This is a genomic window from Caulobacter sp., from assembly GCF_039596335.1.
Taxonomy (GTDB): domain Bacteria; phylum Pseudomonadota; class Alphaproteobacteria; order Caulobacterales; family Caulobacteraceae; genus Caulobacter.
Map to the genome: position 1 here is coordinate 484,172 of NZ_JBCNJZ010000002.1, position 26,674 is coordinate 510,845.

The window sequence follows — 26,674 nt, forward strand, 5'->3', positions numbered from 1 at the left end:
CCATGGCGCACGAATTCACCGTCAGCGGCCGGATCGCCAAGCCCGTGTCCGAGGTCTTCGAGGCCGTCGCCGATCCCAAGCGGCTCTCGGGCTATTTCACCACCGGCGGGGCCCAAGGGCGGCTCGAGACCGGCGCGACCGTCACCTGGGATTTCCACGATTTCCCCGGCGCCTTCCCGGTCGAGGTGGTCGAGGTCGTGACCAACGAGAAGATCGTTCTGCGCTGGGGCGCGGCCGAGCCGAACGCGACCTACAGCACCACAGTGACCATGACCTTCGCCGACACCGGCGATGGCCGCACTCTGGTGAAGATCCACGAGGCGGGCTGGAGCGACACCCCGGCCGGCGAGAAGGCCGCCTTCGGCAATTGCGAGGGCTGGACCGGCATGCTGTGCGCCATGAAGGTGTTCGTCGAGCACGGCCTGAACCTGCGCGAAGGCTTCTACAAGTAGGCTTTGACTCTCCCGGCGCGGGCGCCCCCTACGCAAATCTCATCGAGCCGTGTTAGTCAGGGCTCCGCAGATTTTTCGGGGTCGTCCGCGTATGCAGTCCCAGCTTCAGTCGCCCGAGGTCCAGGCCTTCGCCACCGGCTTCCCGGTCACCCTGCTGCACGCGAGCGTGACCCTGGTCATGCTGGTGCTGGGCACGGCGCTGTACGCCCTGATGACCCCGCACAAGGAAATCACCCTGATCCGCGAGGGCAACTCGGCGGCCGCCCTGTCGCTGGGCGGGGTGATGGTCGGCCTGGCCATCCCGCTGTCGGTGTCGCTGAAGGCCTCGACCTCGGTGATCGAGATCGCCATCTGGGGCGCGGCGACCATTGCCGTGCAGTTGCTGGTGTTCCGGGTCACCGACATGGTGCTGAAGGGCCTGCCCGAGCGCATCCAGGAGGGCGAGATCTCGGCCGCCGCCCTGCTGGTCGGCGCCAAGCTGGCCACCGCCCTGATCCTCGCCGCCGCCGTGGCGGGCTGATCGTCCAGACGGTCGGGGGACCTTTTTTCAGTGCACTTCCCCAAGCTTCCCGATTGGCTGGTCTACGCCGCGGCGGTCAGCGCCCTGGTGATCGTCGCCGTCGGCCGGCAGGAGCGTTCAGACGCCCCGCCGCCGCCGCCGCCGGTGCCGGGCGAGGAAGGGCTGCCGCTGGGGCCGTCCTCGCCATTTGACCCATCGATCGTGGTGCAGGTGCCGGACCGGCCTGAGCCCGGCTCGGGCACGGCCTTCTCGGTCGGCGACGACGGCACCTGGCTGACCGCCCGCCATGTGGTCGACGGCTGCAAGTCGGCGGCCATCGTCGTGGCCGATGGCCGGGGCGTTGCGGCTCGCATCCACGTCGACCCGCGCGCCGACGCCGCCATCCTGACCACCGAGGGCGGGGCGCCGGCCGTACCGCTGGGCCTGGACCAGCCGCTGCGCCGCGGCGCGCGCGCCTATCACCCGGGCTTCCCGCAGGGCCATGCCGGTGAGGCCGCCTCGCGCCTGCTGGGCCGTGAGAACCTGGTCGTCCATGGTCGCGGCGCCCGCACCGAGCCCGTTCTGGTCTGGGCCGAGGTCGGCCGCACCGACAGCCTGAAGGGCACGCTCTCGGGCCTGTCGGGCGCCCCGGCGCTGGACAGCGCCGGCCGCGTCATCGGCGTCACGGTGGCCGAGGCCCCGCGTCGCGGCCGCATCTACACGACAGCGCCCGAGACCCTGAAGGCGGTGCTGGGCCCCAACCGTCGCCCGTCGCCGTCCAGCTTCGCCCCCAGCGAGCCGATCACCACCGAGAACTACGGCCGCGTCGCCGACGGCCTGCGCCGCGACCTGCGCGTGGCCCAGGTGGTCTGTCTGGCGGTCTAGGCGACCGCGGCTTCCTTGGCCGGCTTCTGCCGTGCCGCCACCATGAACGACAGCACGATCGCCACCACCCCGATCAGGGCGGTGTAGATGAAGAAGGTGGTGTAGCCGGCCGCCAGGGCGGGGCCGCTAACGCCTAGTTTGGCGCCGGCGGCGGTGAAGCTCTCCGGCGGCAGGCGGGTGAACAGACCCTTGAGCAGGCCCAGCGGGCCCCCGGCCTCGGCAGCCAACGCCGAGCCCTCGACGATGCGGCCAGACTGCGAGGCGATCAGCTTGCCGGGCAGGGCGTACAGCGACGAGAAAAGGGCGTATTGCGTGGCCGTGAACCCGGCCGTCGTCAAGCTGGACATGTAGGCGATCAGGGCGGTGCCGGCGATGCCGCCGGCGATGTTGTCCACGCAGATCGACACGAACAGCATCGGCAGGTTGTGACCGCTCATCGCCAGCAGAGCGAACAGCAGGTTGCTGATCGGCTGGGAGAACGCGCCGATGATCAGGGCCTTCATCAGGCCCAGGCGCGCCACCACGACGCCGCCTAGGAAGACGCCGATCATCGAGGCGATGATGCCGAACACCTTCCGGATCTCGGCGATCTCGGTCAGGGTGAAGCCCATGTCGCGGTAGAACGGGTTCATGATGTTGAGCACGAAGTCCGACACCCGATAGACGCAGATCGCCGCCAGAATCAGGCCCGCCACGCCCTGGAAGCGGGTCAGGAACTCGCCCAGCGGCTCACCGAAGGCCTTGGACATATAGACGCCCGGCTTGGTGCGGACCTTGGGGATCGGCCAGGCGGCCAGCACCACGATGGCCAGGCCGACGGCCACGCCCACGAGCTGCAGCCAGACGCCGTTCGGCTTGGCGGTCCAGGCGTCGGCGAGCGCCTCGCCGCCGACAAGCTTGGACAGCAGGGTCGCGTCGCCCGACAGGCCCGAGCCCAGGCATAGCGCGCCCAGCAGCAGCACGCACAGGCGCAGCCCCCACTCCAGCAGCTCCAACGCCTTGGGCTGGGCGACATCGCCAGTGGGGATCGGGCGGACGGTGTGCTCGGCCTCGCGCGGCGCCCACAGGGTGGCCAGCACGCCGATGCCGGTGACCACGCCCATCACCGCATAGGAGAAGTTCCAGCCGAATTTCTCGGCCAGCAGCAGCGGGCCGGCGCCGGCCGCGATCATCGCGACGCGGTAGCCCCACTGGTAGGCCACGACCATCGGGCCCTGTTCTTCCTTGTCGGCGACCTCGATGCGCCAGGCGTCGATGACGATGTCGTGCGAGGCGGTGGCGAACCCCACGGCCACAGCCGCGGCGCCTAGCGCCGCCAGTTGCGAGACCGGCGACAGGGTCGAGATGGTCAGGAGGCCCAGGATCATCGCGGTCTGGAACACCAGGATCCAGGCGCGACGATGCCCCAGCAGGCCGTGCAGCAACGGCACCTTGGCCCGGTCGATCAGCGGGGCCCACAGGAATTTGAACGAGAACGACAGGGTGGCCAGACTGAAGAAGCCGATCACTGCCAGCGACAGGCCCGAATCCCGCAGCCACAGCGACAGGGTGTCGAAGATCAGCATGTAGGGCAGGCCCGACGCGAAGCCCAGGCCCAGCATCACCAGGCTGCGCCGCTCCAGGAAGAAGGCCAGGGTCTGGAGAAGGGTCTTCTTCTCCTCGGGCTTGGCTTCGGCTTCGGACATGCGGAAATCCCCCTGCGGGGACCCCCGCCTGCTAGCCGGCGACCTTGGCTCGCGTCGCGGCTTTCGTCCAGCGGCCCGAAACACCCGAAGTGGTCCATTTCTGGAGGGCGTCGCGCAGGGACTCCTGGGTCAGCGGCTTGACCAGGAAATCGTCCATGCCAGCGGCCAGGCAGGCGCGCTTGTCCTCGTCGAAGGCGTCGGCGGTCAGAGCGGCGATAGGGGCGGCGACGCCCTTGGCCCGCAGCGCCTTGGCGGCTTCGATGCCGGTCAGGCCCGGCATGCGCAGGTCCATCAGGATCAGGTCATAGGCGCCGGCCGAGGCGGCGGCCACGGCCTGCTCGCCGTCGGCGACGCGGTCGACCTTGCAGCCCTCACGCTCCAGCAGGGTGCGGGCCAGGAGGGCGTTGATCGGATTGTCCTCGGCCAGCAGCACGCGCACGCCGGGGGCCACGGCCCCGGCGATGCGGTCGTCGTGGGCGTGCTCTTCGGCTGGAGCGGTCTCGGTCGCGCCGGCCTGCAGCACCTGGGCGACCATCGAGGCCGCGCGCAGCGGCTTGATCAGGTAGCCCGAGAAGCCGGCGGCGCGCAGCGGCTCAATGCGGTCGCGCTGTTCCGGGGTCAGCAGCACCACGGCCTGGCGACCGACGGGCGGCTTCAGCCCGCCGCGCGGACCGGCCAGGGCCTTGTCGATCAGCAGCACGGCGTCGGCGGGCGCGCCGGCCAGGGCCGAGGCGACGTCGACGGCAGCGAAGGCGCGACCGCCGGCCGCCTCGATCTGGCGGACCGTGGCGGCGCGGACGATGGCGTTGGGCGAGGCGATGGCGACGGCGCGACCCTCGAGCGGCGTAGCGCGGACCGCCGGAGAGGCCATTTCGAACGGCGCTTCGAACCAGAACTCGGCCCCGTGACCCAGCTCGCCGCCGACCCCGACCTCGCCGCTCATGGCCTGGGCCAGGCGCGAGACGATGGCCAGGCCAAGACCGGCGCCGCCCAGCTGGGTGGCGTGGGTGATGTCGGTCTGGACGAAGGCCTCGAAGATGCGTTTGCGGGCTCCCGGCGCGACGCCAGGCCCGGTGTCGGCGACCGAGAAGCGGATGTGGCCGTTCTCGGCGGCGACGGCGGTCAGCAGCACGCCGCCGGCCTCGGTGAACTTCACGGCGTTGCCGGCGAAGTTCAGCAGGATCTGCCGCAGCCGGCCCTCGTCCGCCAGGATGGTCGGTAGGGCGGCGGGCACGGCCCAGGCGATCTCGACGCCCTTCTCGTGAGCGCGCGGGCTCATCAGCTCGGCGACCTGACGCAGCAGATCCTCGACATTGACCGGGGCCAGGGCCAGCTCGATCGACGCCGCGCCCAGGCGGGCGAAGTGCAGCACGTCGTTGACCAGCGACAGGAGGTGGTCGCCGCTCTCGCGCAGGGCGGTGACATAGGTCCGTTGCTCGGCCGTCAGCTTGGTGTTTTCCAAGAGGCGCGCCATGCCCAGCACGCCGTTCAGCGGGGTGCGGAACTCGTGGCTCAGGGTGGCCAGCTGCTCGGGGGTGACGCCGGGGCGGGAAGTGCTCATGACCGGCGATCTTAACCGTCGCGGCTTAACGGGCGGTCAAGCCCAGGTCCGCGGTCGGAACATCGTCCGGCGTCGTGGTGCGGCGATAGGCCAGGGCCTCGGCGATATGGACGCGGCGGACGCTCGTGGCGCCCTCCAGGTCGGCGATGGTGCGGGCCAGCCGCAGGGTGCGGGTCCAGCCGCGGGCGCTGATCCGGCCGGCCTCGGCGGCCTTCGCCAGCAAGGCGCGACCTTGCTCGTCCAGGGCGGTGATGGTCTCCAGGAAGGATCCTTCGGCCCGACCGTTGAGACCTTCGGCCGCGCCCAGTTCGGCGGCGCGGTCGGCCTGCAGCGCCCGCGCCCGGGCCACTCGCGCAGCCACTTCAGCCGTGCCCTCGGCGGGCGGCGGCAGAGACAGGTCGGCGGCGGTGACGGCGGGCATGTCGACGGCCAGGTCGATGCGGTCCATCAGCGGGCCCGACACCCGGCCCTGGTAGTCCTTCTGGCAGCGCGGGGCCTTGCCGCACGCCCCGCGTCCGGCCCCGCCGTGGCCGCAGCGGCAGGGGTTCATCGCCGCCACCAACTGCACCTTGGCCGGATAGCGGATGTGGAAGTTGGCCCGCGCCACCATCACCTCGCCGGTCTCCAGCGGGGCGCGCAAGCTGTCCAGCGCTTGCCGTCCGAACTCCGGGAGTTCATCAAGAAACAGAACGCCGTTGTGAGCCAGGGATACCTCGCCGGGCTTGGCCTTCAGTCCGCCGCCCGTTAGCGCCGCCATGCTCGCTGAGTGGTGCGGGGCCCTGTACGGACGATCCCTTGTCAGCGCGCCGCGTGCGATCAGTCCGGCCACCGAATGGACCATCGAGGTCTCCAGCAGCTCGGTCGAGGTCAGCGGCGGCAAGAGGCCCGGCAGGCGCTGGGCCAGCATCGACTTGCCCGAGCCGGGCGGGCCGACGAAGACCAGGTTGTGGCCGCCGGCCGCGGCGATCTCCAGGGCGCGCTTGGCGTGTTCCTGGCCCTTCACGTCGCGCAGATCCTTGGGCCGCTCGCCCTCGACGATCGGGCCGGGCGTCGGCGCCGCCAGGATCTGGGCGCCCCGGAAGTGGTTGATCAGCGACACCAGTGAGCGCGGGGCCAGGATCCGCGTGCCGCCGGCCCAGGCCGCTTCGGGCCCGGAGCCCTCGGCGCAGATCAGGCCCAGGTCCATGGCGCCGGCCGCCATGGCTGCGGGCAGGGCGCCGGCGGCGGGCATGATGCGGCCATCAGCGACAGCTCGCCCATGGCCGCCCAGCCGTCGAGAGCGTCCAGCGGAATGACGCCCAGGGCCGACATCACCGCCAGCGCAATGGGAAGATCGAAGTGAGCGCCTTCCTTGGGCAGGTCGGCCGGGGCCAGGTTGGCGACAATGCGCTTGCCCGGCAGCGAGAGGCCGAGGCCCGCGAAGGCCCCGCGCACCCGTTCACGGCTTTCGGCCACCGCCTTGTCGGCCAGGCCGACGATGACGAAGGCCTGCTGACCGTTGGTCAGCTGCACCTCGACATCGACGCGGCGCGCCTCGACGCCCTCGAACGCGACGGTGACCACCTTGGCCGCCATGCCGTGACCCTTTGTGGATTCTCGAAATTATCCACAAGTCACAGCATAGCTTCCGAAATGCATCAAGAACGAAAAACGAACATTTTAGGAAAATGCCGTATTTCCGTAGAGTTACCCACCGGTGCGGCGAATGTCCTCGATGCGCTCCCACAGTACAGTCGCGGCGTTGATACCGCTAAAGCGGTTCAGCTGCTGGGCGCCGGTGGGCGACGTAACGTTGATCTCGGTCAGGTACTCGCCGATGACGTCAATGCCGACAAAGATCAGTCCACGGCGCTTTAGCTCGGGGCCGATGATCTTGCACAGCTCCAGGTCGCGCGCGGTCAACTCGACCGCTTCGGCGCGACCGCCGACCCGCAGGTTCGAGCGCACCTGACCCTCGGCCGGCACACGGTTGATGGCCCCGACCGGCTCGCCGTCGACCAGCAGCACGCGCTTGTCGCCCTTGCTGACAGCCGGCACGAACTTCTGGGCGATGACCTGCTCGCGGCTGATCATGGCGTGCAGTTCCAGCAGGGCGTCGAGGTTCGGATCGTCCGCCAGCAGACGCGCCACGCCCGAGCCGCCGCCGCCGTACAGGGGCTTCAGCACGATGTCGCCGTGGCGGGCGCGGAAGTCGTAGATCGCCTCGTGGTCCGAGGTGATCAGGGTCGGCGGCTGTACACCCGGGAAGTCGGTGACGAACAGCTTCTCGGGCGCATTGCGCACCTCGGCCGGATTGTTCACCACCAGGGTGTGGGGGTGGATCTTCTCCAGGAAGTAGGTCGCGGTGATGTAGGCCATGTCGAAGGGCGGGTCCTGGCGCATCAGCACCACGTCGATGTCGTCCTTCATGTCCAGAACGACGGTCTCGCCCAGCTTGGCGTGGGCGCCGTGCTCGGCGAAGACTTCCAGCGATTGCGCGCGCGCGAACACCCGCCCGTCTTCCAGCGACAGCTTGTCGGGGGTGTAGAACCACAGCTTATGCCCGCGGTTCTGGGCCTCCATCATCATCAGGAAGGTCGTGTCGGTGTCGATGTTGATCCCCAGGACGGGATCCATCTGGACGGCGACTCGCAGCGACATGGGGGCTCCTGGGCTTTGTCTGGAGCCTAGTTAAGCCGTTTTCCCCGGAACGCTAGTTCAACCGCAGCCGCATTCGCTCACGCGCCGCCCGGGCGGCGATGGCTGCGCCGCCGTCCAGGGTCTGAGCGCGGGAGAGGGCCTGCAGGGCGCCGGCCAGGGCGCCTTGGCCTTCGCGGGCGGCGGCGACGTCCAGCCAGGGGCGGTGGTCGTTGGGATTGAGCAGCGCGCGGCGCAGGGCCGAGCGCTCGGCGCGGACCCAGTCCTTGGCCTGCTGGGCGCGGGCGAAGATGTTGTTCTGCAGGCGGATCAGCACGGCGCGGTCGGAGATCGGCGCCATGAGGAGTTCCAGGCGCGATGCGACGTCGGGCATCAGGCCGGTGCGAAGGGCGCGGCGGGAGAGCTCCGAGGGCAGCACCACCCGACCTTCGCTGAACGGGTCCAGGGCCAGAGGGCCCTCGTCGGTCTCGATGCGCAGCAGGAAGTGGCCGGGGAAGTCGACCCCGTAGAGGTCCAGCCCGGCCTGGCGGGCGGCGTGCAGGTAGAAGACGCCCAGGGCCACCGGCAGGCCCTTGCGACGGTCGGCGATGGCGATGACGTCGGCGTTGTCGGGGTGGTCGTAGGTCAGGACGTCGCCGGTCAGGCGCAGGTCGCCCGCCAGGGTCTCGGCGACGGCTTCCTCGGGCGACTCGCTCTCGGCGCGGCGGCGCAGGCGGTCGACGGAATCTTGGGCCAGGTGGAGGGCCGGGGTGGTGTCGCGGCTGGGGTCGTCATGGACGGCGCAGGCCAGGGCGGCGTCGAACAGGGGGAAGTCCTCGTCGGGACCTTCGCCGGCGCGGGTGAGGATCTCTTCGGCCTCTTCGCGGGTCATGCGGGGCCTCCAAAATCCAGCCAGGCATTGGGCAGGTGTCGCGGGACGCGGCCGGGCGCCAGGGCGATCAGGTCCAGCCGCACCGAAAGATCGCGCAGGGCCTGACGGTGCGCGGCGAGATGGGCGGCGGCGCGGCGCAAGCGGTCGCGCTGGGTAGGCGTGACGGCGTCCAGGGCGTCCTCGATCGTGGTCCGTTGCTTGACCTCCACAACGGCCAGGGTCTTGCCGCGTTGCGCCAGGAGGTCGATTTCGCCCAACGGGGTGGCCAGGCGAAAGCCCAGGATGCGGTAGCCCTTGGCCATCAGCCACAGCGCCGCGACCACCTCGGCGCGCCGGCCGAGCTTCCGCGCCGCAGCGCCGCGAGCCTGGCGGACGCCCGCGACCATCAGGCCTGCTCCTTCAGCGCCAGAGCCTGGCGGTAGAGATCCTTGCGCGACAGGCCCAGGGCCTTGGCGACCTCGGAGGCGGCCTCGCCCAGGGGGAGGCGGGTCATGGCCTCGCGCAGGGCGGCCTCGGCGTCGTCGGCGGTGGCGACCTTTTCCGCGCCCGGACCGACCAGGATGACGATCTCGCCCTTGGGGGCCTCGAAGCGCGGGTCGGCGGCCAGCTCCTCCAACGATCCGCGGATGCAGGTCTCGTAGAGCTTGGTCAGTTCGCGGCAGACGGCCGCTTGCCGGGTCCCGCCGAACACGGCGGCCATGTCGGCCAGGCAGTCGTCGACCCGAGAGGCGCCTTCGTAGAAGATCAGGGTGGCGCGGGTGTTGGCGAACTCTTCCAGGAAGGTGCGGCGCGCGGCGCTCTTGGGCGGCGGGAAGCCGGCGAACAGGAAGCGGTCGGTCGGCAGGCCGGCCAGGGTGAGCGCCGCGAGCGCGGCCGAAGCGCCGGGGACCGGGATCACGTCATGGCCCGCCACGATCGCCTCGCGGGCCAGGCGGTAGCCCGGATCGGAGACCATCGGCGTGCCGGCGTCCGAGACCAGGGCCACGCGCTCGCCGGCTTCCAGACGCTCCAGGATGCCGGGAATGTCGCGCTCGGCCACGTGCTCGTCGTGGCGCTGCAGCCTGGTCTTGATGCTGTAGGCGGACAGCAGCTTGCCGGTCACGCGGGTGTCCTCGGCCAGCAGCACGTCGCAGGCGGCCAGCACGTCCAGGGCCCGCAGGGTGATGTCGCGCAGGTTGCCGATCGGCGTCGCCACCAGGTAGAGGCCGGGCGCGAGCGGCGCGTCGGACAGGGCTGGCGGGGGAAGCTGGCGGCTCAAATCAACGCGTCCTTCGGCTCTCGCAAATCACAGCCTTATCAGGTCGCTAGCGCGCCTGTCAGCCTGTCCAGCACCAGTCGGCCGGCCCGCGTCGCACGCAATCGGTTGCGGTCGTCGACCAGCAGCCCGGCCTCCACCATGTCGCGAACCTTTGCCACGTCAGGGTTCAGGCCCAGCGGGGCCATCTCGTCGAAGCTCACCCCGTCGTCGATACGCAAACCCAGAACGAGTCGTTCTTCGGCGGCTTCCTCGGGGTTGAGCGGTTCACGCTCGAAGCCCACGCCGGTTTCGGCGACGGCGGCGATGTAGTCCTTGATGCCGCGATGGGCGACGGTGGCGATGCGGCCCTCGGGCAGGTTCAGGCGGCCGTGCGCGCCCGGACCAGCGCCGACATAGTCGCAGCCGCGCCAGTAGACGAGATTGTGCCGCGAGCGAGCGGCCTCGCCTCTGGCGTGGTTGGAGACCTCGTAGGCGTCGAAGCCGGCGGCTTCCAACAGTTCCTGGGTGGTCTCGAACAGGGTGGCGGCCAGGTCTTCGTCCGGCACGACTAGGGTCCCGCGCCCGACCGCCCGGTCGAAGGCCGTGCCATGCTCGATGGTCAGCTGATAGGGCGAGACGTGTTCGGGGCCGAGAGCGATGGCTTCGCTCAGCTCGGCGCGCCAAGCGGCGTCGGTCTGGCCGGGACGGGCGTAGATCAGGTCGATGGACAGGCGCGGGAAGGCCTTGGTCGCCGCCGCGATGGCCCGGCGCGCCGCGCCGGCGTCGTGGTTGCGGCCCAGGGCCTTGAGGGACGCGTCGTCCAGAGCCTGGACGCCCAGCGACAGCCGCTGGATGCCGGCGGCGGCCAGGGCGTCGAAGCGCCCGGCCTCGGCGTCTGTCGGATTGGCCTCCAGGCTGATCTCCAGGTCGGCGACAGGCGACCACAGGCGCTTGGCCGTCTCGATCACCCGCGCCACCTGGTCGGGCGCCATCAGCGAGGGCGTGCCGCCGCCGAAGAAGATCGACAGCAGCTCGCGCTCGCCGGTCAGGGCCCGTTGCGCCTCGAGGTCCGCGACGATGGCGTCGGCCAGGGCCTGCTGCTCGTCGGTCCGGCCCCGATCCCGCACGACGTTGAAGTCGCAATAGGGGCAGATCCGCGCGCAGTAGGGCCAGTGGACGTAGACGCCAAGGGGGGGACTCATCTAACGCCACCCCCACAACCGCTCATCCCCGCGAAGGCGGGGATCCAAGCGGAGTCTGCAGCATGGCGCGCAGCTCAGTCCCGTCCCGCCGAGTACTCTCCGGAACATCGGCTTGGGTCCCCGCTTTCGCGGGGATGAGCGGATTTTATTGATCAAACAGCGCCGCCTTCAGCTTGGCGAAGGCGCGGGCGCGGTGGCTCATGGCGTCTTTCGCGGCGGGCTCCATCTCGCCGAAGGTCAGCTCATGGCCGTCCGGCATGAAGATCGGATCGTAGCCGAAGCCGCGCGTCCCGCGGCCCGGGAACACCAGGGTCCCGTCGACGCGGCCCTCGACCACCACGGCCGGGCCGTTCGGCCAGGCGACGGCCAGGGCCGAGGTGAACCAGGCCGAGCGGTCGTCCGAGCCGATCTCTTCCAGGCGCTCCTCGACCTTCTTCATGGCCAGGGCGAAGTCCTTGGTCGGGCCGGCCCAGCGGGCCGAGAAGATGCCCGGCGCGCCGTCCAGCGCCTTGACCGACAGGCCGCTGTCGTCGGCCAGGGCGATGTGGCCCGACAGATCGGCGGCGTGGCGGGCCTTCAAGAGAGCGTTGCCGACAAAGGTGCTCTCGGTCTCGTCAGGTTCTGGCAGGCCCAATTGGCCGGCGGTCAGGATCTCGAAGCGGCCGTCCAGCAGGGCGGCGATCTCGGGCACCTTGCCGGGATTGTGGGTGGCGGCGACCAGCTTGGTTCCGGCTTCGAGCTTCAACGCCATGGCGGCCTCCATCAGAAACGACGGCGTCCTTTACCGCGCTCCGACGCAACACGCATGTGGCGTGATGGCCACAGCCGCTGGCGGCCGCGCATCATTACCAGAGTTTAATATCGTTTCTCGATAAACGAGATTGGCGGAACCACGTTCGGCTCCTATTTGTTGATCGTGGCGAGGGACCGGGTCGGTCTGGTCCTTGAAGCCCCTTCGCAAACTGGAAAACACGATGTCCGCCGCCCGCCTGTTCCGCCTCGCCGACAAGGTCGTCATGACCGCCATCACCGCCGCTCTGCTGGTAGGTGTTCCGGTGTCGGCCGTGGCGTTCGTGACGCAGACGCTCTAGGCGCGACGGGCTTTTTGACCGCCCCGGCGACGCGGGGCACATTGCTCAGCGTCGCTATTCGGGGGAAGCCATGCGCGCGTTGGGGCCGGGCTCGGTATCGAGTTTTCTGAAGATCATCTTGGACGTCATCTACGTCGGGCTCTGGATCTTCGTCTGCCTGCTGTCGCTGTTCACGCTGGTCGCCCTGCTGTTCAGCTTCAATCCCGAACTCCTGGCCTCGATGTTGCCGATCAGCGACGCCGTCGAGGCTGTCAGCCGCGACGGGCCGCTGTTCGCCGGCGCCCTGGCCGCCTGGGCGCTGCTGCTGGGCGGCTGGATGGTGATCGTCGAGCGCCTGCGCCGGATCTTCGGGACCCTGACCGCCGGCGACCCCTTCCACCCCGACAACGTCGTGCGCCTGCGCCTGATCGGCCTCGTCCTGGCCGGTCTCGAGGTCGGGCGCTACGTCTTCTCGGGGCTGGCCCGCTGGCTGGCCCCCAAGGCCAAGGTCATCGACGACAGCTTCACCCTGACGGCCTGGTTCTCGGTGCTGGTGGTGTTTGTCCTGGCCGAGGTGTTCCGCGAAGGCGCCCGCCTTCGTCGCGAAGCCGAACTCACGATCTGATCCTGGAGCGCGAAACCGCATGCCCGTCCGCGTGAACCTCGACCGCGTCCTGCTGGAACGCCGCATGTCGCTGACGGAGCTTTCCGACCGCGTGGGCGTGACGATCGCCAACCTGTCGATCCTGAAGACCGGCAAGGCCCGCGCCGTGCGGTTCTCGACCCTGGACGCCCTGTGCCGCGAGCTGCAATGCCAGCCCGGCGACCTCCTCAGCTTCGAAAGCGGCCCGCCGGTCAGCTATGAGGACGACGAACTGGAGGGCTAGAAGGCCCGGCCCTTGCTGTCCTCGCGCCACTTGAGGATCAGCTGGCGATTGCGGAATTCGAAGGCTTCCAGGCGGTTCAGGAAGCTCATGCCCAGTAGGGAGCCGCTCATCGGCGCCTTGTTGACCATCACCCGGAAGCCTTCCAGCTTGATGGCTCCGACCTCCAGGGTCGTGGCGTCGTAGGCCGCACCGTAGCCGACGCCGTTGGCGGTCTCGGCCTTGTAGCCGTAGTTCAAGGTCTCGACTGGAATGCCGATACGCTTGGCGTCGGCGGGGCTGAGCACGGTGTCGGTGGCGCCGGTGTCGACCATGAAGCGCACGCGCTGGCCGTTGACCAGGCCGTCAACGACATAGTGGCCGCCTTCGCCCTGCGGCACGACCAGGGTGCGCTCGTCGGTCTGCACCGGCGAGCCGACGTTGAAGGCCAGTTGCAGCTGGCGCGGTACGCTGGCCAGTTCGTTGCGATAGGCATAGCCCAGGGCCAGGACGCCGATCACGCCCAGCCAGATCACGACGTGGCGCAGGTGCTGGCTCAGCGGGCCGTGCAGGCCGCGCAGCAGGGCCGACGAGATCAGCACCACCAGGCCGACGCGATAGAGCAGGGCGGTCTTGCCCTCGTTGCTGGCCAACACCTCGGGGAAGGCGTTGGCCAGGGCGAAGACCAGCACGGCGATCCCGGCCAGGAACCCCAGCCACAGCCACCGGCGTTGCGGCGGCGCCGGTACGGGCGACGGCCGCACAGGGCGTCCTGGATTTTGGGGCGTCGGGGTCGGGGTGTCCGGTTGGTCCCAGGGACCGCGCTTCTCGCTCATGTCAGTTCAAGCACTTCAGTTTAGGCGTCGCTTCTTCAGCAAGGTGGCGCGGTCCATCGAGCGGATCTCGACCTCGAAGGCGTCGCCTTCGCGCAGCACCTTCAGCGGCACGGTGACGCCGGCCGCGCCCAGGGCCCACAGGGCGGTGTAGAATTCCGACAGGTCCGAGACCGGCATGCCGTCGACGGCCAGGATCAGGTCGCCGGCCTTCAGCTCGGCGCGGGCGGCGGGGCCCTTGGGCGAGACGCCGACCACCACGACGTGGTTGTCGACCTCCTGGGCGAAGACGCCCAGCCACGGGCGAGGCGGGTGCGGGGCCTTGCCGCGCGCCAGCTCGTCCAGGATCGGCGGCAGCAGCTCGGCGGGCACGAACATGTTCAGCGGACGGGCCTGGCCCTCGTTGTCGCGGCCTTCCAGGATCAGCGATCCCAGGCCGACCAGCTCACCCTTGGGGCCGATCAGGGCCGCGCCGCTCCAGTGCGGGTGGGCCGGGCCGGTGATGATGGCGTCGTCCAGCAGGTATTCCCAGTAGCCGGCGAACGGCATGCGGGCCATGACCTTGGCGGCGACGGCATGGGCGCGGCCGCCGGCGCCGGCGGCGATCACCGATGCGCCGGCGTCCAGGTCGCGGGCGCTGCCGATGACCATGGCTGGCAGGTCCAGCGGCTCCAGCGCCTGGACCAGGCCGAGGCCGGTGCGGTTGTCCAGGCCCAGCAAATGGGCCGGCACGCGGCGACCGTCGTTGCGGGTCAGCACGACCTCTTCGGCTTCAGTGATCAGATAGGCCATGGTCAGGACCAGGCCGCCCGGGCCGACGACCACGCCGTTGCCGACGCGCTCGGTCCCCAGGATCGACGCCGTATAGGCGTCGGCGGGCACGGTCGCCTCCAGGGCGACCATCGAGGCCAGCGCCTGGTCCAGATCGAAGCGATAGGCTTCGGCCGAGGGACGCAGGCGGGCTTCGACTTCATGGCCTTCGAACGGGGTGGTCACGTCAAACTCCTAACTCTGAGTTTGGAATCTGGGACCGATACCCCGTCCGGGCAAGGGCGAAGGGCCGGTTAGGCCCCGATCGCGGCCCGTTGCAGCGCGAACAGCTCGGTGATGCCCTTGTCGGCTAGGCTGTAGAGCGACTCGAACTCGGCGCGGGTGAAGCCGCGCTTCTCGCCGGTCGCCTGGATCTCGACGATGTCGCCGGCATTGGTCAGGACGAAGTTGCTGTCGGCCTCGGCGCTCGAGTCTTCCTCGTAGTCCAGGTCCAGAACCGGGGTGTCCTTGAACACGCCGCACGAGACAGCCGCGACCTGGCCCAGGATCGGGTCGGTCTTCAGCACGCCCTCTTCCAGCAGGTAGTTGATGGCCAGGCGCAGGGCGACCCAGGCGCCGGTGATGGCGGCGGTGCGGGTGCCGCCGTCGGCCTGGATGACGTCGCAGTCCAGGCTGATCTGGCGCTCACCCAGGGCCTTCATGTCGACGACGGCGCGGAGGCTGCGGCCGATCAGGCGCTGGATTTCCTGGGTGCGGCCGGTCTGCTTGCCGGCGGCGGCTTCACGACGACCACGGGTGTGGGTGGCGCGCGGCAGCATGCCGTACTCGGCCGTGACCCAGCCGGCGCCCTTGTTGCGCATCCAGCCCGGGACGTTTTCCTCGACCGTGGCGGTGACCAGCACCTTGGTGTGGCCGAAGCTGACCAGGCACGAGCCTTCGGCATAGCGGTTGACGCCGGTTTCCAGCGTGACGGCGCGCAGCTGGTCGGGGGCGCGTTCGGACGGACGCATGGGATACTCCGGTATGGTTTGAATTCGCTGGGTGGCCGCTTATCCTATTGAAGACCGCACATCAAAGAGGGCGTCCGCTTTTGTTCGCCGACCGGGTCCTGAACGACACGCCGATATGACTCACCTGTTTCCCGGGCCGATCGTTCGCACGCCAGGCCTGACCGAACTGGACAGCCGCGCCCGCGACATCTTCCGTCGCGTTGTCGAGTCGTATCTGGAGACCGGCGAGCCGGTGGGCTCGCGCACCCTATCGCGCGCCGGCCTGGCCCTGTCGCCGGCCTCGATCCGCAACACCATGCAGGACCTGGCGCAGCTGGGCCTGCTGGACGCGCCCCACACCAGCGCCGGACGGCTGCCGACCCATGCGGGCCTGCGGATGTTCGTCGACGGCCTGCTGGAGGTCGGCGACCTGGCCGAGGCCGACAAGCAGGCCATCGAGGCGCGGCTGGCCGTGCGCGGCCGCTCGTTCGAGGAAGCTCTGGCCGAAGCCTCGTCGGTGCTGTCGGGCCTGGCCGGCGGGGCCGGGATCGTCGTCACGCCCGTCCGCGAGGGCGGGGTTAAACACGTGGAGTTCGTGCCGCTGGGCGGCGGCCAGGTGTTGGCGGTCATGGTGTTCGAGGACGGCCAGGTCGAGAACCGGCTGATGCGCCAGGCTCCGGGCGTGACGCCCTCGGCCCTGCAGGAGGCCTCCAACTTCCTCAACGCCCGCCTTCGCGGCCGCACCCTGACCGAAGCGCGGACCGAGATGGACCTCGAGCTGGACGCCGCCCGCCGGCAACTGGACGAGACCGCGGCGCGTCTGGTCGAGGACGGCCTGGCCGCCTGGAGCGGCGGGGAGGGCGACGCACGCTCGCTGATCGTGCGCGGACAGGCCAATCTGCTGGCCGACGCCCGGGCCCGCGAGGACATCGATCGCGTGCGCCAGCTGTTCGACGATCTGGAGCAGAAGGGCCAGCTGATCGGCCTCTTGGACGACGTGCGCGACGCCGAAGGCGTTCGCATCTATATCGGAGCGGAAACGCGGCTCTTTTCGCTTTCGGGTTCCTCGGTGATCGCGGCGCCCTATATGACGGGCCGACAGAAGGTGCTGGGCGCGATCGGCGTGATCGGACCCGCGCGCTTGAACTACGCCCGTGTCATTCCGTTGGTGGATTATACCGCCCGGGTGCTGGGGCGGATGATGGATGGATAAGGACTGTACGAGATGACCGACGAGCAAACGCCGGCTGAAGACGTGGCCTTCGAGGGCGCAGAAGACTTTGGCGACGCCTCGCAAGAGATCGCGGCGCTGCAGCTGGAAGTCGCCGCTCTGAAGGAGCAGGCGCTGCGCTACGCTGCCGAGGCCGAGAACACCAAGCGCCGCGCCGAGCGCGAGATGAACGACGCCCGCGCCTATGCGATCCAGAAGTTCGCCCGCGACCTGCTGGGCGTTGCCGACAACCTGTCGCGCGCCACGGCGCACAGCCCCAAGGACTCGGCCGACGCGTCGGTGAAGAACTTCATCGTCGGTGTCGAGATGACCGAGAAGGAGCTGCAGGGCGCCTTCGAGCGTAACGGCCTGAAGAAGATCGACCCGGCCCAGGGCGAGAAGTTCGACCCGCACCTGCACCAGGCGGTAATGGAGCAGCCCTCGACCGAGGTCGCCGCCGGCGGCGTGATCACCGTGCTGCAGGCCGGCTACGAGCTGATGGGCCGCCTGGTCCGCCCGGCCATGGTCGCCGTGGCCGCCAAGGGCTCGACCGGCCCGGGCGGCGAACAACCGGCCGCCTCGGCCAACCCCTATGCCGGCGCCAATACCGACGGCGAGGGCTCGGGCGGTTCGTTCGACACCAAGGCCTGAGACTGGCCTGGCCCCGAAGCTGATTAGGCCGCGCGCTCGACCCTCTGGTCGGCGCGCGACCACAGCCGTTCGTGGATGTTGAAGGCCACGGTCTGGACCATCGGCTCGACGATGCCGACCGCCAGGGCGATCCGCCAATCGCTGGTCAGGGCGTAGGCGACGGCGATCGCCACGGTCAGGTGCATGGTCGCGTAGGTGGCGGTCTTGAGGTAGAGGCGCATCGTTTGCGCTCCTATTTGATAATCATTCTCAATATTGGCGCCGATTTCGCCTTTCGCAAGGGCCCGGGCCCCCTTCCCCGCGCGCGCGATTTCGCTAATGTCGGCGGTCCATTCTCAACGGGGCCGTGCAGGACGATTCTCCTGGGCGGTCAGGGCGTCGGACCGGATTTATGAAGCTTACGATCGAACGGGCGGCGCTCTTGAAGGCGCTGGGTCACGTGCAGAGCGTCGTCGAGCGCCGCAACACGATCCCGATCCTGTCCAACATCCTGCTGTCGGCCGAAGGCAGCACCCTGTCGTTCTCGGCCACCGACCTGGACATGGAGATCATCGACGAGGGCCTGGCCCAGATCGACGTTCCCGGCCAGATCACCGCCCCGGCCCACACCCTGTACGAGATCGTTCGCAAGCTGCCCGACGGCGCCGACGTCTCTCTGAGCTTCAGCGGCGATGACCCGCGTCTGGTGATCCAGGCCGGCCGTTCGCGCTTCAACCTGCCGGTGCTGCCGGCCGGCGACTTCCCGGTTATGAGCAGCGACGGCCTGTCGGGCCGCATCGCGGTCGACACCAACGAGCTGATGCGGCTGATCGACAAGACCCGCTTCGCCATCTCGACCGAAGAGACCCGCTACTATCTGAACGGCCTTTACATCCACACGGTCAACGAGGGCGGCGAGACCAAGCTGCGCGCCGTAGCCACCGACGGCCACCGTCTGGCCCTGGCCGAGATGCCGGCGCCGGAAGGCGCGGCGGGCCTGGCCGGCGTGATCGTACCGCGCAAGACCATCGCCGAAGCCCGCCGCCTGATGGAATCGGCCGGCGAGACCGTCGACGTCCAGCTGTCGCCGCAGAAGGTCCGCTTCGAGTTTGGCGCGGCCGCCCTGACCTCCAAGGTCATCGACGGCGCCTTCCCCGACTATCTGCGCGTCATTCCGCGCGACAACGCCAAGATCCTGACGCTGGACAACGACCTGTTCGCCAAGGCCGTCGACCGCGTGGCCACCATCTCGGCCGAGAAGAGCCGTTCGGTGAAGCTGGCCGTCGAGCCGGGCCGCATCACCCTGACCGTCCGGAACATGGAAGCCGGCCAGGCCGTCGAAGAGGTCGAGGTCGATTACGACGGCGAGCCCTTCGAAATCGGCTTCAACGCCCGCTACCTGCTGGACGTCTGCGGCCAGATCGCCGGCCCGCAGGCCGAGTTCCGCTTTGCCGACCCGGCGTCGCCCACCCTGGTGGTCGATCCGGTCGACCCGGGCGTGAAGTACGTGCTGATGCCGCTGCGGGTCTGATCCCGCGGCCAGGACCTGGGAAACATTGAGCGGGCGCTTTCGAGCGCCCGTTCTGCTGTTGGGGATACTCTGATGAAGAAGCTGCCGATCAATAAGATGTTGGCCGCCTCGGCCGCCGTCCTGGCTCTCGCCGCCGCCGTTCCCGCGCTCGCTCAGCCGGTCGAGCGCCGCGAGATGGGCAACCAGATCCTCGAGAACGTGCCGGTCGCCGCCCCGTCGATCCGCGAAGGCCTGGCCAAGTATCAGAACGCCCGCTCGGCATACTTTGACGATTGGCTACCCAACGGTGGGATGATCGTCACCACGCGGTTTGGCAACACCAACCAGCTGCACACCGTGGCCGCGCCCGGCGCCGACCGCAGCCAGATTACCTTCTACGACGAGCCGGTCGGCGCGACCCACACTTTGCCGGGCGGCCAGATCCTGTTCTCCAAGGACACCGGCGGCGATGAGTGGTTCCAGCTCTTCCTGCTGGGCGCCGACGGCAAGACCGTCCAGCTGACCGAGACGGGCACCCGCAACGGCTCGCCGGCCTGGTCCAAGGACGGTTCGGTGATCGTCTGGTCGCGCTCGACCAAGGGCTCGGGCGATTCCGACGTACTGATGCGCGATGCCGCCGGCGCAACGAAGGTTATCTACAAGGGTCAGGGTCAGGTCTCGCCGCTGGCGGTGTCGCCCGACGGCAAGACGGTGCTGCTCGGCCGCTATTTCTCGATCTCGGAGTCCAAGCGCTGGCTGCTCGATGTCGCGACCGGCAAGCTGACCGAGCTCAATTCCGCCAAGTCGAAGATCGCCTACAGCGGCGGCCGCTTCACGCCGGACGGCCGCGCGGTTCTGTTGCTGTCGGACGAGGGTTCGGACTTCCAGCGCCTGGTCCAGATCGATCTGGCGACCGGCGCCAAGGTTACCCTTTCGGGTGAGCGTCCCTGGGACGTCGAGGACTTCGCCCTGTCCGACAACGGCCGCATCCTGGCCTATGTCGTCAACGAGGACGGCTATTCGAAGCTGGTCGTGCAGGACTTCCGCACCCGCCGCGCCCTGCCGCAGCCCGAGTTGCCGGCCGGCGTCGTCTCGAGCCTGGCGTTCTCGTCGGACGCCTCGAAGTTGGGCTTCTCTCTCGCGACTCCGACCGCGGCCAGCGACGCCTGGAGCTGGGGCGTCACCGACGCCAAGCTGGAACGCTGGACGGCTTCGGAACTGGGCGGGCTCGACGCCAAGGTCCTGGCGACGCCTGAGTTGATCCGCTTCCCGTCGTTCGACAAGCGCTCGATCCCGGCTTTCGTCTACAAGTCCAAGCTGGCGACGGGTCAGAAGGCTCCGGTCATCATCGACATCCACGGCGGTCCCGAGGGGCAGTCGCGCCCGACCTTCAGCCCGATCCATCAGCACTTCGTCGGCGAGCTGGGCGCAGCGGTGATCGTCACCAACGTCCGCGGCTCGTCGGGCTACGGCAAGACCTATCTGAACCTCGACAACGCCGAGAAGCGCGAGGACTCGGTCAAGGACATCGGCGCGGTTCTGGACTGGATCAAGACGCAGCCGGATCTGGATCCGGCCCGGGTCGTGGTCTACGGCCAGTCGTACGGTGGCTACATGTCGCTTGCCGTAATGACTCACTATTCCGACCGCCTGGCGGGCGGCGTCGAGCGCTACGGCATCAGCGACTTCGTCTCGTTCCTCAACAACACCGAGGCCTATCGCCGCGATCTGCGCCGCGCCGAATATGGCGACGAGCGCGACCCGAAGATGCTGAAGGTCTTCCAGCAGATCTCGCCCATGAACAACGTCGGCAAGATCACCAAGCCGATGCTGGTCATGCAGGGCTGGAACGATCCGCGCGTGCCGAAGTCCGAGTCCGACCAGGTCGTCACCAAGCTGCGCAGCCAGGGCGTCGAAACCTGGTACGTTCAGTTCAAGGACGAGGGCCACGGCTTCGCCAAGAAGGCCAACAACGACCGCCGCCGCGAGGTCGAAACCCAGTTCCTGCAGAAGGTCCTGGGGCTGCCTGAAGCGAAGTAGTCGACGCCGAGCTTGGCCTTTGGCATACTTAGCTGCATGGCTGAGAACGCTGAAATCCTGGATGAAACCTTCCAAGCGCTGGCCGATCCGACCCGCCGAGCCATTCTGAGCCGGCTGGCTGAGGGTCCGGCCAGTGTCGGCGAACTGGCCACGCCGTTCGCCATGGCCCTGCCGTCGTTCATGAAGCACGTGAAGATCCTGGAACGCTCCGGGTGGATCGTCACCGACAAGTCGGGGCGCGTGCGGACCTGCACCCTCGCGACCGACCGCTTCGCCGACGTCGGCGCCTGGGTCTACGGCTATCGCCACCTGCTTCAGCGCTGAGCCTTATTGCCAATCGTCATAAGCTGGCTAAGGTCCGTTTCGTAAGAAAACGGGAGGTGGCCCATGGCCAAGCTGAACTACGTCACGGTCGGCTCGAACGACCTGGAAAAGGCCAAGGCCTTCTATGACGGCCTGCTGGGCTCGATCGGCATGAAGCCGCTGTACGAGCACCCGTCGGGCGGTCGCCTTTATCGCGGCGACGGCTTCATGTTCGGGGTGCTGGGACCGTTCGACGGCAATCCGGCCTGCGTCGGCAACGGCATGATGGGCGGCTTCGCGCTCGACACCGTTGAAGAGGTCGACGCCTTCCACGCCAAGGCGTTGGAGCTGGGCGGTAAAGACGATGGCGCGCCGGGCGAGCGGATGCCCAAGGTCTACTTCGCCTATTTCCGCGACCTCGATGGCAACAAGCTCTGCGCCTACAAGATGGGCTGAGGCGGGCCAGTAGCGTCGGCCGGCGACACCGCTTAAGAACGCGCCATGGCGTCGGCCGCACTGCTTTCCCTGACCCTGACGGACTTTCGCTCGTACGAGCGCGCGCGCCTGGAGACGCAGGGGCGCAGCGTCTACCTGTTCGGCGCCAATGGCGCGGGTAAGACCAATCTCCTTGAAGCGATCAGCCTGCTGACCCCGGGCAAGGGGCTGCGCGGCTCCAGCATGGCCGAGGTCGGCCGCCGGCTGCCCGGCGAGGCCGTGGGGCGGGCCTGGGCCGTCGCGGCCGAGGTCGAGAGCGGCGAGGATGCGCCGCTCCGCGTCGGCACCGGGGTGGAGCAGGGCGGGGCCTCGCGCCGCACCGTGCGCCTGGAGGGCGAGACCGTCCCGCCTGGCCGCCTGGCCGACCACGTCCGACCGATCTGGCTGACGCCGGCCCAGGATCGTCTGTTCCTGGAGGCCGCCTCCGAGCGCCGCCGCTTCTTCGACCGCCTGGTCTTCGCTGGCGAGCCGAACCACGCCGCCAACGCCAACGCCTATGACAAGGCCCAGCGCGAGCGCATGCGCCTTCTGACCGATGCGGCCGACGCCGGCGCCGCGCCGGACGCAACCTGGCTCAATGCGCTCGAGGCGCGGCTGGCCGAGGCCGGCGCCCTGATGTCCCAGGCTCGGGCTCGGACGCTGCAGGCGCTGCAGGCCGAGATCGACGGGCGCGGCGACCGGCCGTTCCCGCAGGCCCGCTTGGCCTTGACCGGCGAGTGGGAAAAGCTGGCGCTGGAAGGGGTTCCGTTCGCCGAGATCGAGGAACGGTTAGCTGCTGCGCTTACCGTCGCGCGGGCTCGTGATGGGGCCGCCGGAAGAGCTTTGACTGGTCCCCATAGAGGCGATCTGGCCATCTTCCACGTCGAGAAGGACCGTCCGGCGGCGGAATGCTCGACCGGAGAGCAGAAAGCCCTGATTCTGAACCTCGTTTTGGCCCAGGCAGCGCGACTTTCGCGTACCGAATCCGCGCCGAATCCTGTAATACTACTCGACGAAGTCGCTGCGCACCTCGACCTGACCCGTCGGGCCGCGCTGGCCGACGAACTGACGGCGCTCAAGCTCCAGGCCTTCCTCACCGGCACGGACGAGTCGCTGTTCGACCATCTCAAGGGTCGGGCATTAGGTGTTCGCGTGGGCGAGGCCGGCCTTACCGTTTTGGAAGACGAATGACCGAGAACACCGAAGATCAGGTTCCCGAAGAAGTCACCGGCGGCGGCGAATACGGCGCCGACTCCATCAAGGTGCTGAAGGGCCTGGACGCCGTCCGCAAGCGTCCGGGCATGTACATCGGCGACACCGATGACGGCTCGGGCCTGCACCACATGGTCTACGAGGTGGTCGACAACGCCATCGACGAGGCCCTGGCGGGTCACGCCACCAAGGTCCAGGTGATCCTGAACGCCGACGGCTCGGTGACGGTCACCGACGACGGCCGCGGCATCCCGGTCGGCATCCACGAGGAAGAAGGCGTCTCGGCGGCCGAGGTCATCATGACCCAGCTGCACGCCGGCGGTAAGTTCGACCAGAACAGCTACAAGGTCTCGGGCGGCCTGCACGGCGTCGGCGTCTCGGTCGTCAACGCGCTGTCGGACTGGCTGGAACTGCTGATCCACCGCGACGGCAAGGTCCACCAGATGCGCTTCGAGCGCGGCGATGCGGTGACCTCGCTGGCCGTGACCGGCGACTCGCCGGTGCGCGATGACGGTCCCAAGGCCGGCGAGATCCTGACGGGCACGGAAGTGACCTTCTTCCCGTCCAAGGACACCTTCGCGTTCATCGAATTCGACCGGAAGACCCTGGAACACCGCCTGCGCGAGCTGGCGTTCCTGAACTCGGGCGTGACGATCTATTTCCGCGACCTGCGCGACGCCGAGCCGTGGGAAGAAAAGCTGTTCTACGAGGGCGGGATCGAGGCGTTCGTCCGCCACCTGGACAAGGCCAAGACCCCGCTGCTGAAGACGCCGATCACGGTGCGCGGCGTCAAGGACAAGGTCGAGATCGACTTGGCGATGTGGTGGAACGACAGTTACCACGAGCAGATGCTGTGCTTCACCAACAACATCCCGCAGCGGGATGGCGGTACGCACTTGTCGGCCTTCCGCGCCGCCCTGACCCGGATCATCACCGGCTATGCCGAGAGCTCCGGCATCATGAAGAAGGAAAAGGTCAATCTGGGCGGCGAAGACGCCCGTGAAGGCCTGACCTGTGTGCTGTCGGTCAAGGTGCCGGACCCCAAGTTCAGCTCGCAGACCAAGGACAAGCTGGTCTCGTCCGAAGTGCGCCCGGCCGTGGAAAACCTGGTCTCCGAAGGCCTGGCGACCTGGTTCGAAGAGCATCCGAACGAAGCCAAGCAGATCGTCAGCAAGATCGCCGAAGCCGCCGCGGCCCGCGAAGCCGCCCGCAAGGCCCGCGAACTGACCCGCCGCAAGAGCGCGCTGGATATCACCAGCCTGCCCGGCAAGCTGGCCGACTGCTCGGAGCGCGATCCGGCCAAGTCCGAAATCTTCATCGTCGAGGGTGACTCGGCCGGCGGCTCGGCCAAGCAGGCCCGCAATCGCGACAACCAGGCCGTCTTGCCCCTGCGCGGCAAGATCCTGAACGTCGAGCGCGCGCGCTTCGACAAGATGCTGTCGTCGGACCAGATCGGCACGCTGATCACGGCCCTGGGGGCTGGTATCGGTCGCGACGACTTCAACCCGGACAAGGTGCGCTACCACAAGATCGTGCTGATGACCGATGCCGACGTCGACGGCGCCCACATCAGGACCCTGCTGCTGACGTTCTTCTATCGGCAGATGCCGGAGCTGATCGAACGCGGCTACATCTACATCGCCCAGCCGCCGCTCTACAAAGCCGCCAAGGGCAAGTCCTCGCGCTATCTGAAGGACGACAGCGAGATGGACGCGTTCCTGGTCGACGAGGGCGTCGACGGGGCCGAGCTGGATCTGGCCTCGGGCGAGCGCATGACTGGTCAGGACCTCTTGGCCCTGGTCCAGAGCTGCCGTTCGGCCAAGGGCAATATCGACCGCCTGGCGGCCCGCGCCCCGGCCTCGGCCATCGAGCAGGCCGCCTTGGCTGGCCTGCTGGGCGAGACCCCGAACGCCGCGGCCGCAGCGACGCGCCTGGATCTCTATGCCGAAGAGGGCGATGGCCCCTGGAGCGGCGAGCGCGGCGATACGGGCTTCGTGTTCAGCCGCGTGCGTCGCGGCGTTTCCGAGCGCGTGGTGCTGGACGACGTGCTGCTGCACGCCGCCGACGCCCGTCGCCTGGCCGAGCGCGCCGTCAAGCTGGCCGAGATCTTCTCGGGCCGCGCTGTCTTCCGCCGCAAGGACAAGTCGACCACCGTCCGTGGCCCTCTGGACCTGGTCAATGCGGTGCTGGACGCCGGCCGTAAGGGCCTGACCATCCAGCGCTATAAGGGCCTGGGCGAGATGAACCCCGACCAGCTGTGGGAAACGACGCTGGACGTTGAGGCTCGCACCCTGCTGCAGGTGCGCGTCAATCACGCCGACGATGCCGACGACATGTTCAGCCGCCTGATGGGCGACCTCGTCGAGCCGCGCCGTGAGTTCATCCAGGAAAACGCTCTGGACGCCGAGGTCGACGTCTAGCGGCTCGACCGGAAGCGATTGCTTCTTGAGCGCCGGGCGCCCGTTTCGCGGGCGTCCGGCGTTTTTCGTTTGCTAAACGTGTCCCCGCTATCGGCGTGATCCTCGGTGTCATCGCGCGGTGATGACGAGGGCGTCATCTTGCGTCAATCGGGCTGATTCGCCCGAAAGTTCGCGTGGGGGCGCGCTTTCGATGGAACAGGACGCCAGTCTTCGTCCGGAACGCATACTGGATCTTTCCGAGCGCCTCTCCAGTGTCGCCGGGGCCAAGATCGGCGAGATCGCCCGGGTCAATCGCGCCGCCAAGATGTTGGCCATCAACGCCCTGATCGTCGCCGCCCGCGCGGGCGAGGCCGGCAAAGGCTTCGCTATCGTCGCCGAAGAGTTCAAGAAGATCTCCACCGAGATCGACGTGGTGGCTGGCGCCTTGGAAAGTCAGGTGCGCGCCGATCTGGACGAGCTGTCGGCGATCGGTGGCGCGATCCTGGGCCACATGCGCGGCCAGCGCCTGGCCGACCTGGCGCTGAACGCCATCGAGATCGTTGACCGCAATCTCTACGAACGCACCTGCGACGTGCGCTGGTGGGCCACCGATTCGGCGGTCGTCGCGTGTCTGGGCGAGGCCGAGGACGCCGCCCAGCGCTTCGCCGGGGAGCGGCTGGGCGTGATCCTTGACGCCTATACGGTCTATCTCGATCTGTGGATCTGCGATGCGCGCGGCCGTGTGGTCGCCAATGGCCGCCCCGGCCGTTACGCCGGCGTTGTGGGGCAGTCGGTGGCCGACGCGCGCTGGTTCCAGGACGGCATGCGCACCGAGACCGGCGACGACTTTGTCGCCTGTGACATCGAGACCAACCGCCTGCTGGGCGGCGCGCCCGTCGCGACCTATGCGACGGCGATCCGCGAGGGCGGTCAGGCCAAGGGGCGGGTGCTCGGGGTGCTGGGCGTGCACTTCGACTGGCGCCCGCAGGCCCAGGCGGTTGTCGACGGCGTACGCCTGACGACCGAGGAGCGCGAGCGCTCCCGCGTGATGCTGCTGGACCAGAAGGGTCGGGTGCTGGCCTCGTCCGACCACAAGGGCGTGCTGAGCGAGATTTTCCCGCTGGATACTTCCGCCGGCTCGATGGGCAGTTACGCCGACGGCGATGTAACCGTCGGATATGCTTTGACGCCGGGCTATGAGACCTACGCGGGTCTTGGCTGGTACGGCTGTCTTGTTCAGCGCCGGGAAGTCCAGGCGGCCATCGTCTCAGCGGCCTGATATTAACCAGATCTGTTGCGGTTAATTCGAACTCATTGATCGCGTGTTGAGCGAAAGCGATC

Annotated in this window: 26 protein-coding genes and 2 pseudogenes; 15 read left to right on the top strand and 13 right to left on the bottom strand. The window is 68.6% G+C overall.

Going from position 1 to position 26,674, the window contains the following annotated elements:
* Positions 1-2: 2 nt before the first annotated feature.
* From ABDW31_RS06365 to ABDW31_RS06375, 3 genes are all read left to right on the top strand, one after another.
* On the top strand, positions 3-452 hold the full coding sequence (locus tag ABDW31_RS06365) for an SRPBCC domain-containing protein (RefSeq protein WP_184715608.1): 450 nt from the start codon (positions 3-5) through the stop codon (positions 450-452).
* A 91-nt stretch (positions 453-543) separates the two neighbouring features.
* Positions 544-972, top strand: coding sequence for a DUF350 domain-containing protein (locus ABDW31_RS06370; protein ID WP_184715610.1), 429 nt, complete (start codon positions 544-546; stop codon positions 970-972).
* A gap of 30 nt (positions 973-1,002) precedes the next feature.
* Positions 1,003-1,836: a serine protease gene (locus tag ABDW31_RS06375; RefSeq protein ID WP_184715612.1), complete on the top strand. Its 834-nt coding sequence runs from the start codon at positions 1,003-1,005 to the stop codon at positions 1,834-1,836.
* Here ABDW31_RS06375 and ABDW31_RS06380 read toward each other — a convergent pair.
* The 9 genes and pseudogenes from ABDW31_RS06380 to rdgB all read right to left on the bottom strand — a co-directional run bounded on the left by ABDW31_RS06380 (position 1,833) and on the right by rdgB (position 11,780).
* Entirely contained in the window at positions 1,833-3,521 is a 1,689-nt protein-coding gene (locus ABDW31_RS06380) for an MFS transporter (RefSeq protein ID WP_184715614.1), read from the bottom strand. The two genes, ABDW31_RS06375 and ABDW31_RS06380, sit on opposite strands and share 4 nt — an antisense overlap.
* 31 nt (positions 3,522-3,552) lie before the next feature.
* Positions 3,553-5,082: a response regulator gene (locus ABDW31_RS06385; RefSeq protein WP_184715616.1), complete on the bottom strand. Its 1,530-nt coding sequence runs from the start codon at positions 5,080-5,082 to the stop codon at positions 3,553-3,555.
* Positions 5,083-5,107: 25 nt separating this feature from the next.
* Positions 5,108-6,657 (bottom strand): annotated as a pseudogene (locus ABDW31_RS06390) (YifB family Mg chelatase-like AAA ATPase).
* Positions 6,658-6,768: 111 nt separating this feature from the next.
* Positions 6,769-7,722, bottom strand: coding sequence for a glutathione synthase (gene gshB / locus ABDW31_RS06395; protein ID WP_184715619.1), 954 nt, complete (start codon positions 7,720-7,722; stop codon positions 6,769-6,771).
* A 52-nt stretch (positions 7,723-7,774) separates the two neighbouring features.
* Positions 7,775-8,590 (bottom strand): transglutaminase family protein, encoded by an 816-nt coding sequence (locus ABDW31_RS06400; protein ID WP_184715621.1) that lies wholly within the window; start codon positions 8,588-8,590, stop codon positions 7,775-7,777.
* Positions 8,587-8,976, bottom strand: coding sequence for a YraN family protein (locus ABDW31_RS06405; protein WP_184715623.1), 390 nt, complete (start codon positions 8,974-8,976; stop codon positions 8,587-8,589). The genes ABDW31_RS06400 and ABDW31_RS06405 overlap by 4 nt, the downstream gene beginning before the upstream one ends.
* Positions 8,976-9,848 carry a 16S rRNA (cytidine(1402)-2'-O)-methyltransferase gene (rsmI, locus tag ABDW31_RS06410; RefSeq protein WP_184715625.1) on the bottom strand — a complete coding sequence of 291 codons (873 nt, stop codon included), beginning with the start codon at positions 9,846-9,848 and terminating at the stop codon, positions 8,976-8,978. Before rsmI ends, ABDW31_RS06405 begins: the two co-directional genes overlap by 1 nt.
* A gap of 38 nt (positions 9,849-9,886) precedes the next feature.
* Positions 9,887-11,029, bottom strand: coding sequence for a radical SAM family heme chaperone HemW (gene hemW / locus ABDW31_RS06415; RefSeq protein ID WP_184715627.1), 1,143 nt, complete (start codon positions 11,027-11,029; stop codon positions 9,887-9,889).
* 145 nt (positions 11,030-11,174) lie between these two features.
* Entirely contained in the window at positions 11,175-11,780 is a 606-nt protein-coding gene (gene rdgB / locus ABDW31_RS06420) for an RdgB/HAM1 family non-canonical purine NTP pyrophosphatase (RefSeq protein WP_343698431.1), read from the bottom strand.
* A gap of 223 nt (positions 11,781-12,003) precedes the next feature.
* Between rdgB and ABDW31_RS06425 the strand changes: the two genes are divergently transcribed.
* From ABDW31_RS06425 to ABDW31_RS06435, 3 genes are all read left to right on the top strand, one after another.
* Positions 12,004-12,120, top strand: a complete 117-nt coding sequence (locus tag ABDW31_RS06425; protein WP_184715631.1) for a hypothetical protein — start codon at positions 12,004-12,006, stop codon at positions 12,118-12,120.
* Positions 12,121-12,190: 70 nt separating this feature from the next.
* Positions 12,191-12,724, top strand: a complete 534-nt coding sequence (locus tag ABDW31_RS06430; protein ID WP_172266328.1) for a DUF2975 domain-containing protein — start codon at positions 12,191-12,193, stop codon at positions 12,722-12,724.
* Positions 12,725-12,743: 19 nt separating this feature from the next.
* On the top strand, positions 12,744-12,986 hold the full coding sequence (locus ABDW31_RS06435; protein ID WP_184715633.1) for a helix-turn-helix transcriptional regulator: 243 nt from the start codon (positions 12,744-12,746) through the stop codon (positions 12,984-12,986).
* Here the strand turns inward: ABDW31_RS06435 and ABDW31_RS06440 are convergent.
* The 3 genes from ABDW31_RS06440 to rph form a co-directional block, all read right to left on the bottom strand.
* Positions 12,983-13,798, bottom strand: a complete 816-nt coding sequence (locus ABDW31_RS06440; protein WP_184715635.1) for a TIGR02281 family clan AA aspartic protease — start codon at positions 13,796-13,798, stop codon at positions 12,983-12,985. The two genes, ABDW31_RS06435 and ABDW31_RS06440, sit on opposite strands and share 4 nt — an antisense overlap.
* A gap of 15 nt (positions 13,799-13,813) precedes the next feature.
* Positions 13,814-14,791 carry a S1C family serine protease gene (locus tag ABDW31_RS06445; RefSeq protein WP_184715637.1) on the bottom strand — a complete coding sequence of 326 codons (978 nt, stop codon included), beginning with the start codon at positions 14,789-14,791 and terminating at the stop codon, positions 13,814-13,816.
* A 68-nt stretch (positions 14,792-14,859) separates the two neighbouring features.
* On the bottom strand, positions 14,860-15,576 hold the full coding sequence (gene rph / locus ABDW31_RS06450; protein ID WP_184715639.1) for a ribonuclease PH: 717 nt from the start codon (positions 15,574-15,576) through the stop codon (positions 14,860-14,862).
* A 115-nt stretch (positions 15,577-15,691) separates the two neighbouring features.
* Between rph and hrcA the strand changes: the two genes are divergently transcribed.
* Together hrcA and grpE are read left to right on the top strand one after the other, a co-directional pair.
* The gene (gene hrcA / locus ABDW31_RS06455; protein ID WP_184715641.1) at positions 15,692-16,768 is read left to right on the top strand and encodes a heat-inducible transcriptional repressor HrcA; all 1,077 of its coding nucleotides are present in this window, start codon (positions 15,692-15,694) and stop codon (positions 16,766-16,768) included.
* A 12-nt stretch (positions 16,769-16,780) separates the two neighbouring features.
* Positions 16,781-17,416 (top strand): nucleotide exchange factor GrpE, encoded by a 636-nt coding sequence (grpE, locus tag ABDW31_RS06460; protein WP_184715643.1) that lies wholly within the window; start codon positions 16,781-16,783, stop codon positions 17,414-17,416.
* Here grpE and ABDW31_RS06465 read toward each other — a convergent pair.
* Positions 17,356-17,637, bottom strand: a pseudogene (locus ABDW31_RS06465) (DUF2061 domain-containing protein). The gene grpE and the pseudogene ABDW31_RS06465 sit on opposite strands and share 61 nt — an antisense overlap.
* A gap of 170 nt (positions 17,638-17,807) precedes the next feature.
* On the opposite strand from ABDW31_RS06465, the gene dnaN reads away from it, so the two are divergent.
* The 7 genes from dnaN (at position 17,808) to ABDW31_RS06500 (ending at position 26,612) form a co-directional block, all read left to right on the top strand.
* On the top strand, positions 17,808-18,926 hold the full coding sequence (dnaN, locus tag ABDW31_RS06470; RefSeq protein WP_184715648.1) for a DNA polymerase III subunit beta: 1,119 nt from the start codon (positions 17,808-17,810) through the stop codon (positions 18,924-18,926).
* A gap of 72 nt (positions 18,927-18,998) precedes the next feature.
* Positions 18,999-20,945 (top strand): S9 family peptidase, encoded by a 1,947-nt coding sequence (locus ABDW31_RS06475; RefSeq protein ID WP_343698432.1) that lies wholly within the window; start codon positions 18,999-19,001, stop codon positions 20,943-20,945.
* A gap of 36 nt (positions 20,946-20,981) precedes the next feature.
* Positions 20,982-21,269, top strand: coding sequence for a metalloregulator ArsR/SmtB family transcription factor (locus tag ABDW31_RS06480; protein ID WP_184715650.1), 288 nt, complete (start codon positions 20,982-20,984; stop codon positions 21,267-21,269).
* A 63-nt stretch (positions 21,270-21,332) separates the two neighbouring features.
* Positions 21,333-21,704, top strand: a complete 372-nt coding sequence (locus tag ABDW31_RS06485; RefSeq protein ID WP_184715651.1) for a VOC family protein — start codon at positions 21,333-21,335, stop codon at positions 21,702-21,704.
* 45 nt (positions 21,705-21,749) lie between these two features.
* Positions 21,750-22,913 (top strand): DNA replication/repair protein RecF, encoded by a 1,164-nt coding sequence (gene recF, locus ABDW31_RS06490; protein ID WP_184715653.1) that lies wholly within the window; start codon positions 21,750-21,752, stop codon positions 22,911-22,913.
* A complete protein-coding gene (gyrB, locus tag ABDW31_RS06495) occupies positions 22,910-25,354 on the top strand; it encodes a DNA topoisomerase (ATP-hydrolyzing) subunit B (protein ID WP_184715655.1) in 2,445 nt (814 codons plus the stop codon). Before recF ends, gyrB begins: the two co-directional genes overlap by 4 nt.
* 121 nt (positions 25,355-25,475) lie before the next feature.
* Positions 25,476-26,612: a methyl-accepting chemotaxis protein gene (locus ABDW31_RS06500; protein WP_184715657.1), complete on the top strand. Its 1,137-nt coding sequence runs from the start codon at positions 25,476-25,478 to the stop codon at positions 26,610-26,612.
* The last annotated feature ends 62 nt before the right edge of the window (positions 26,613-26,674 follow it).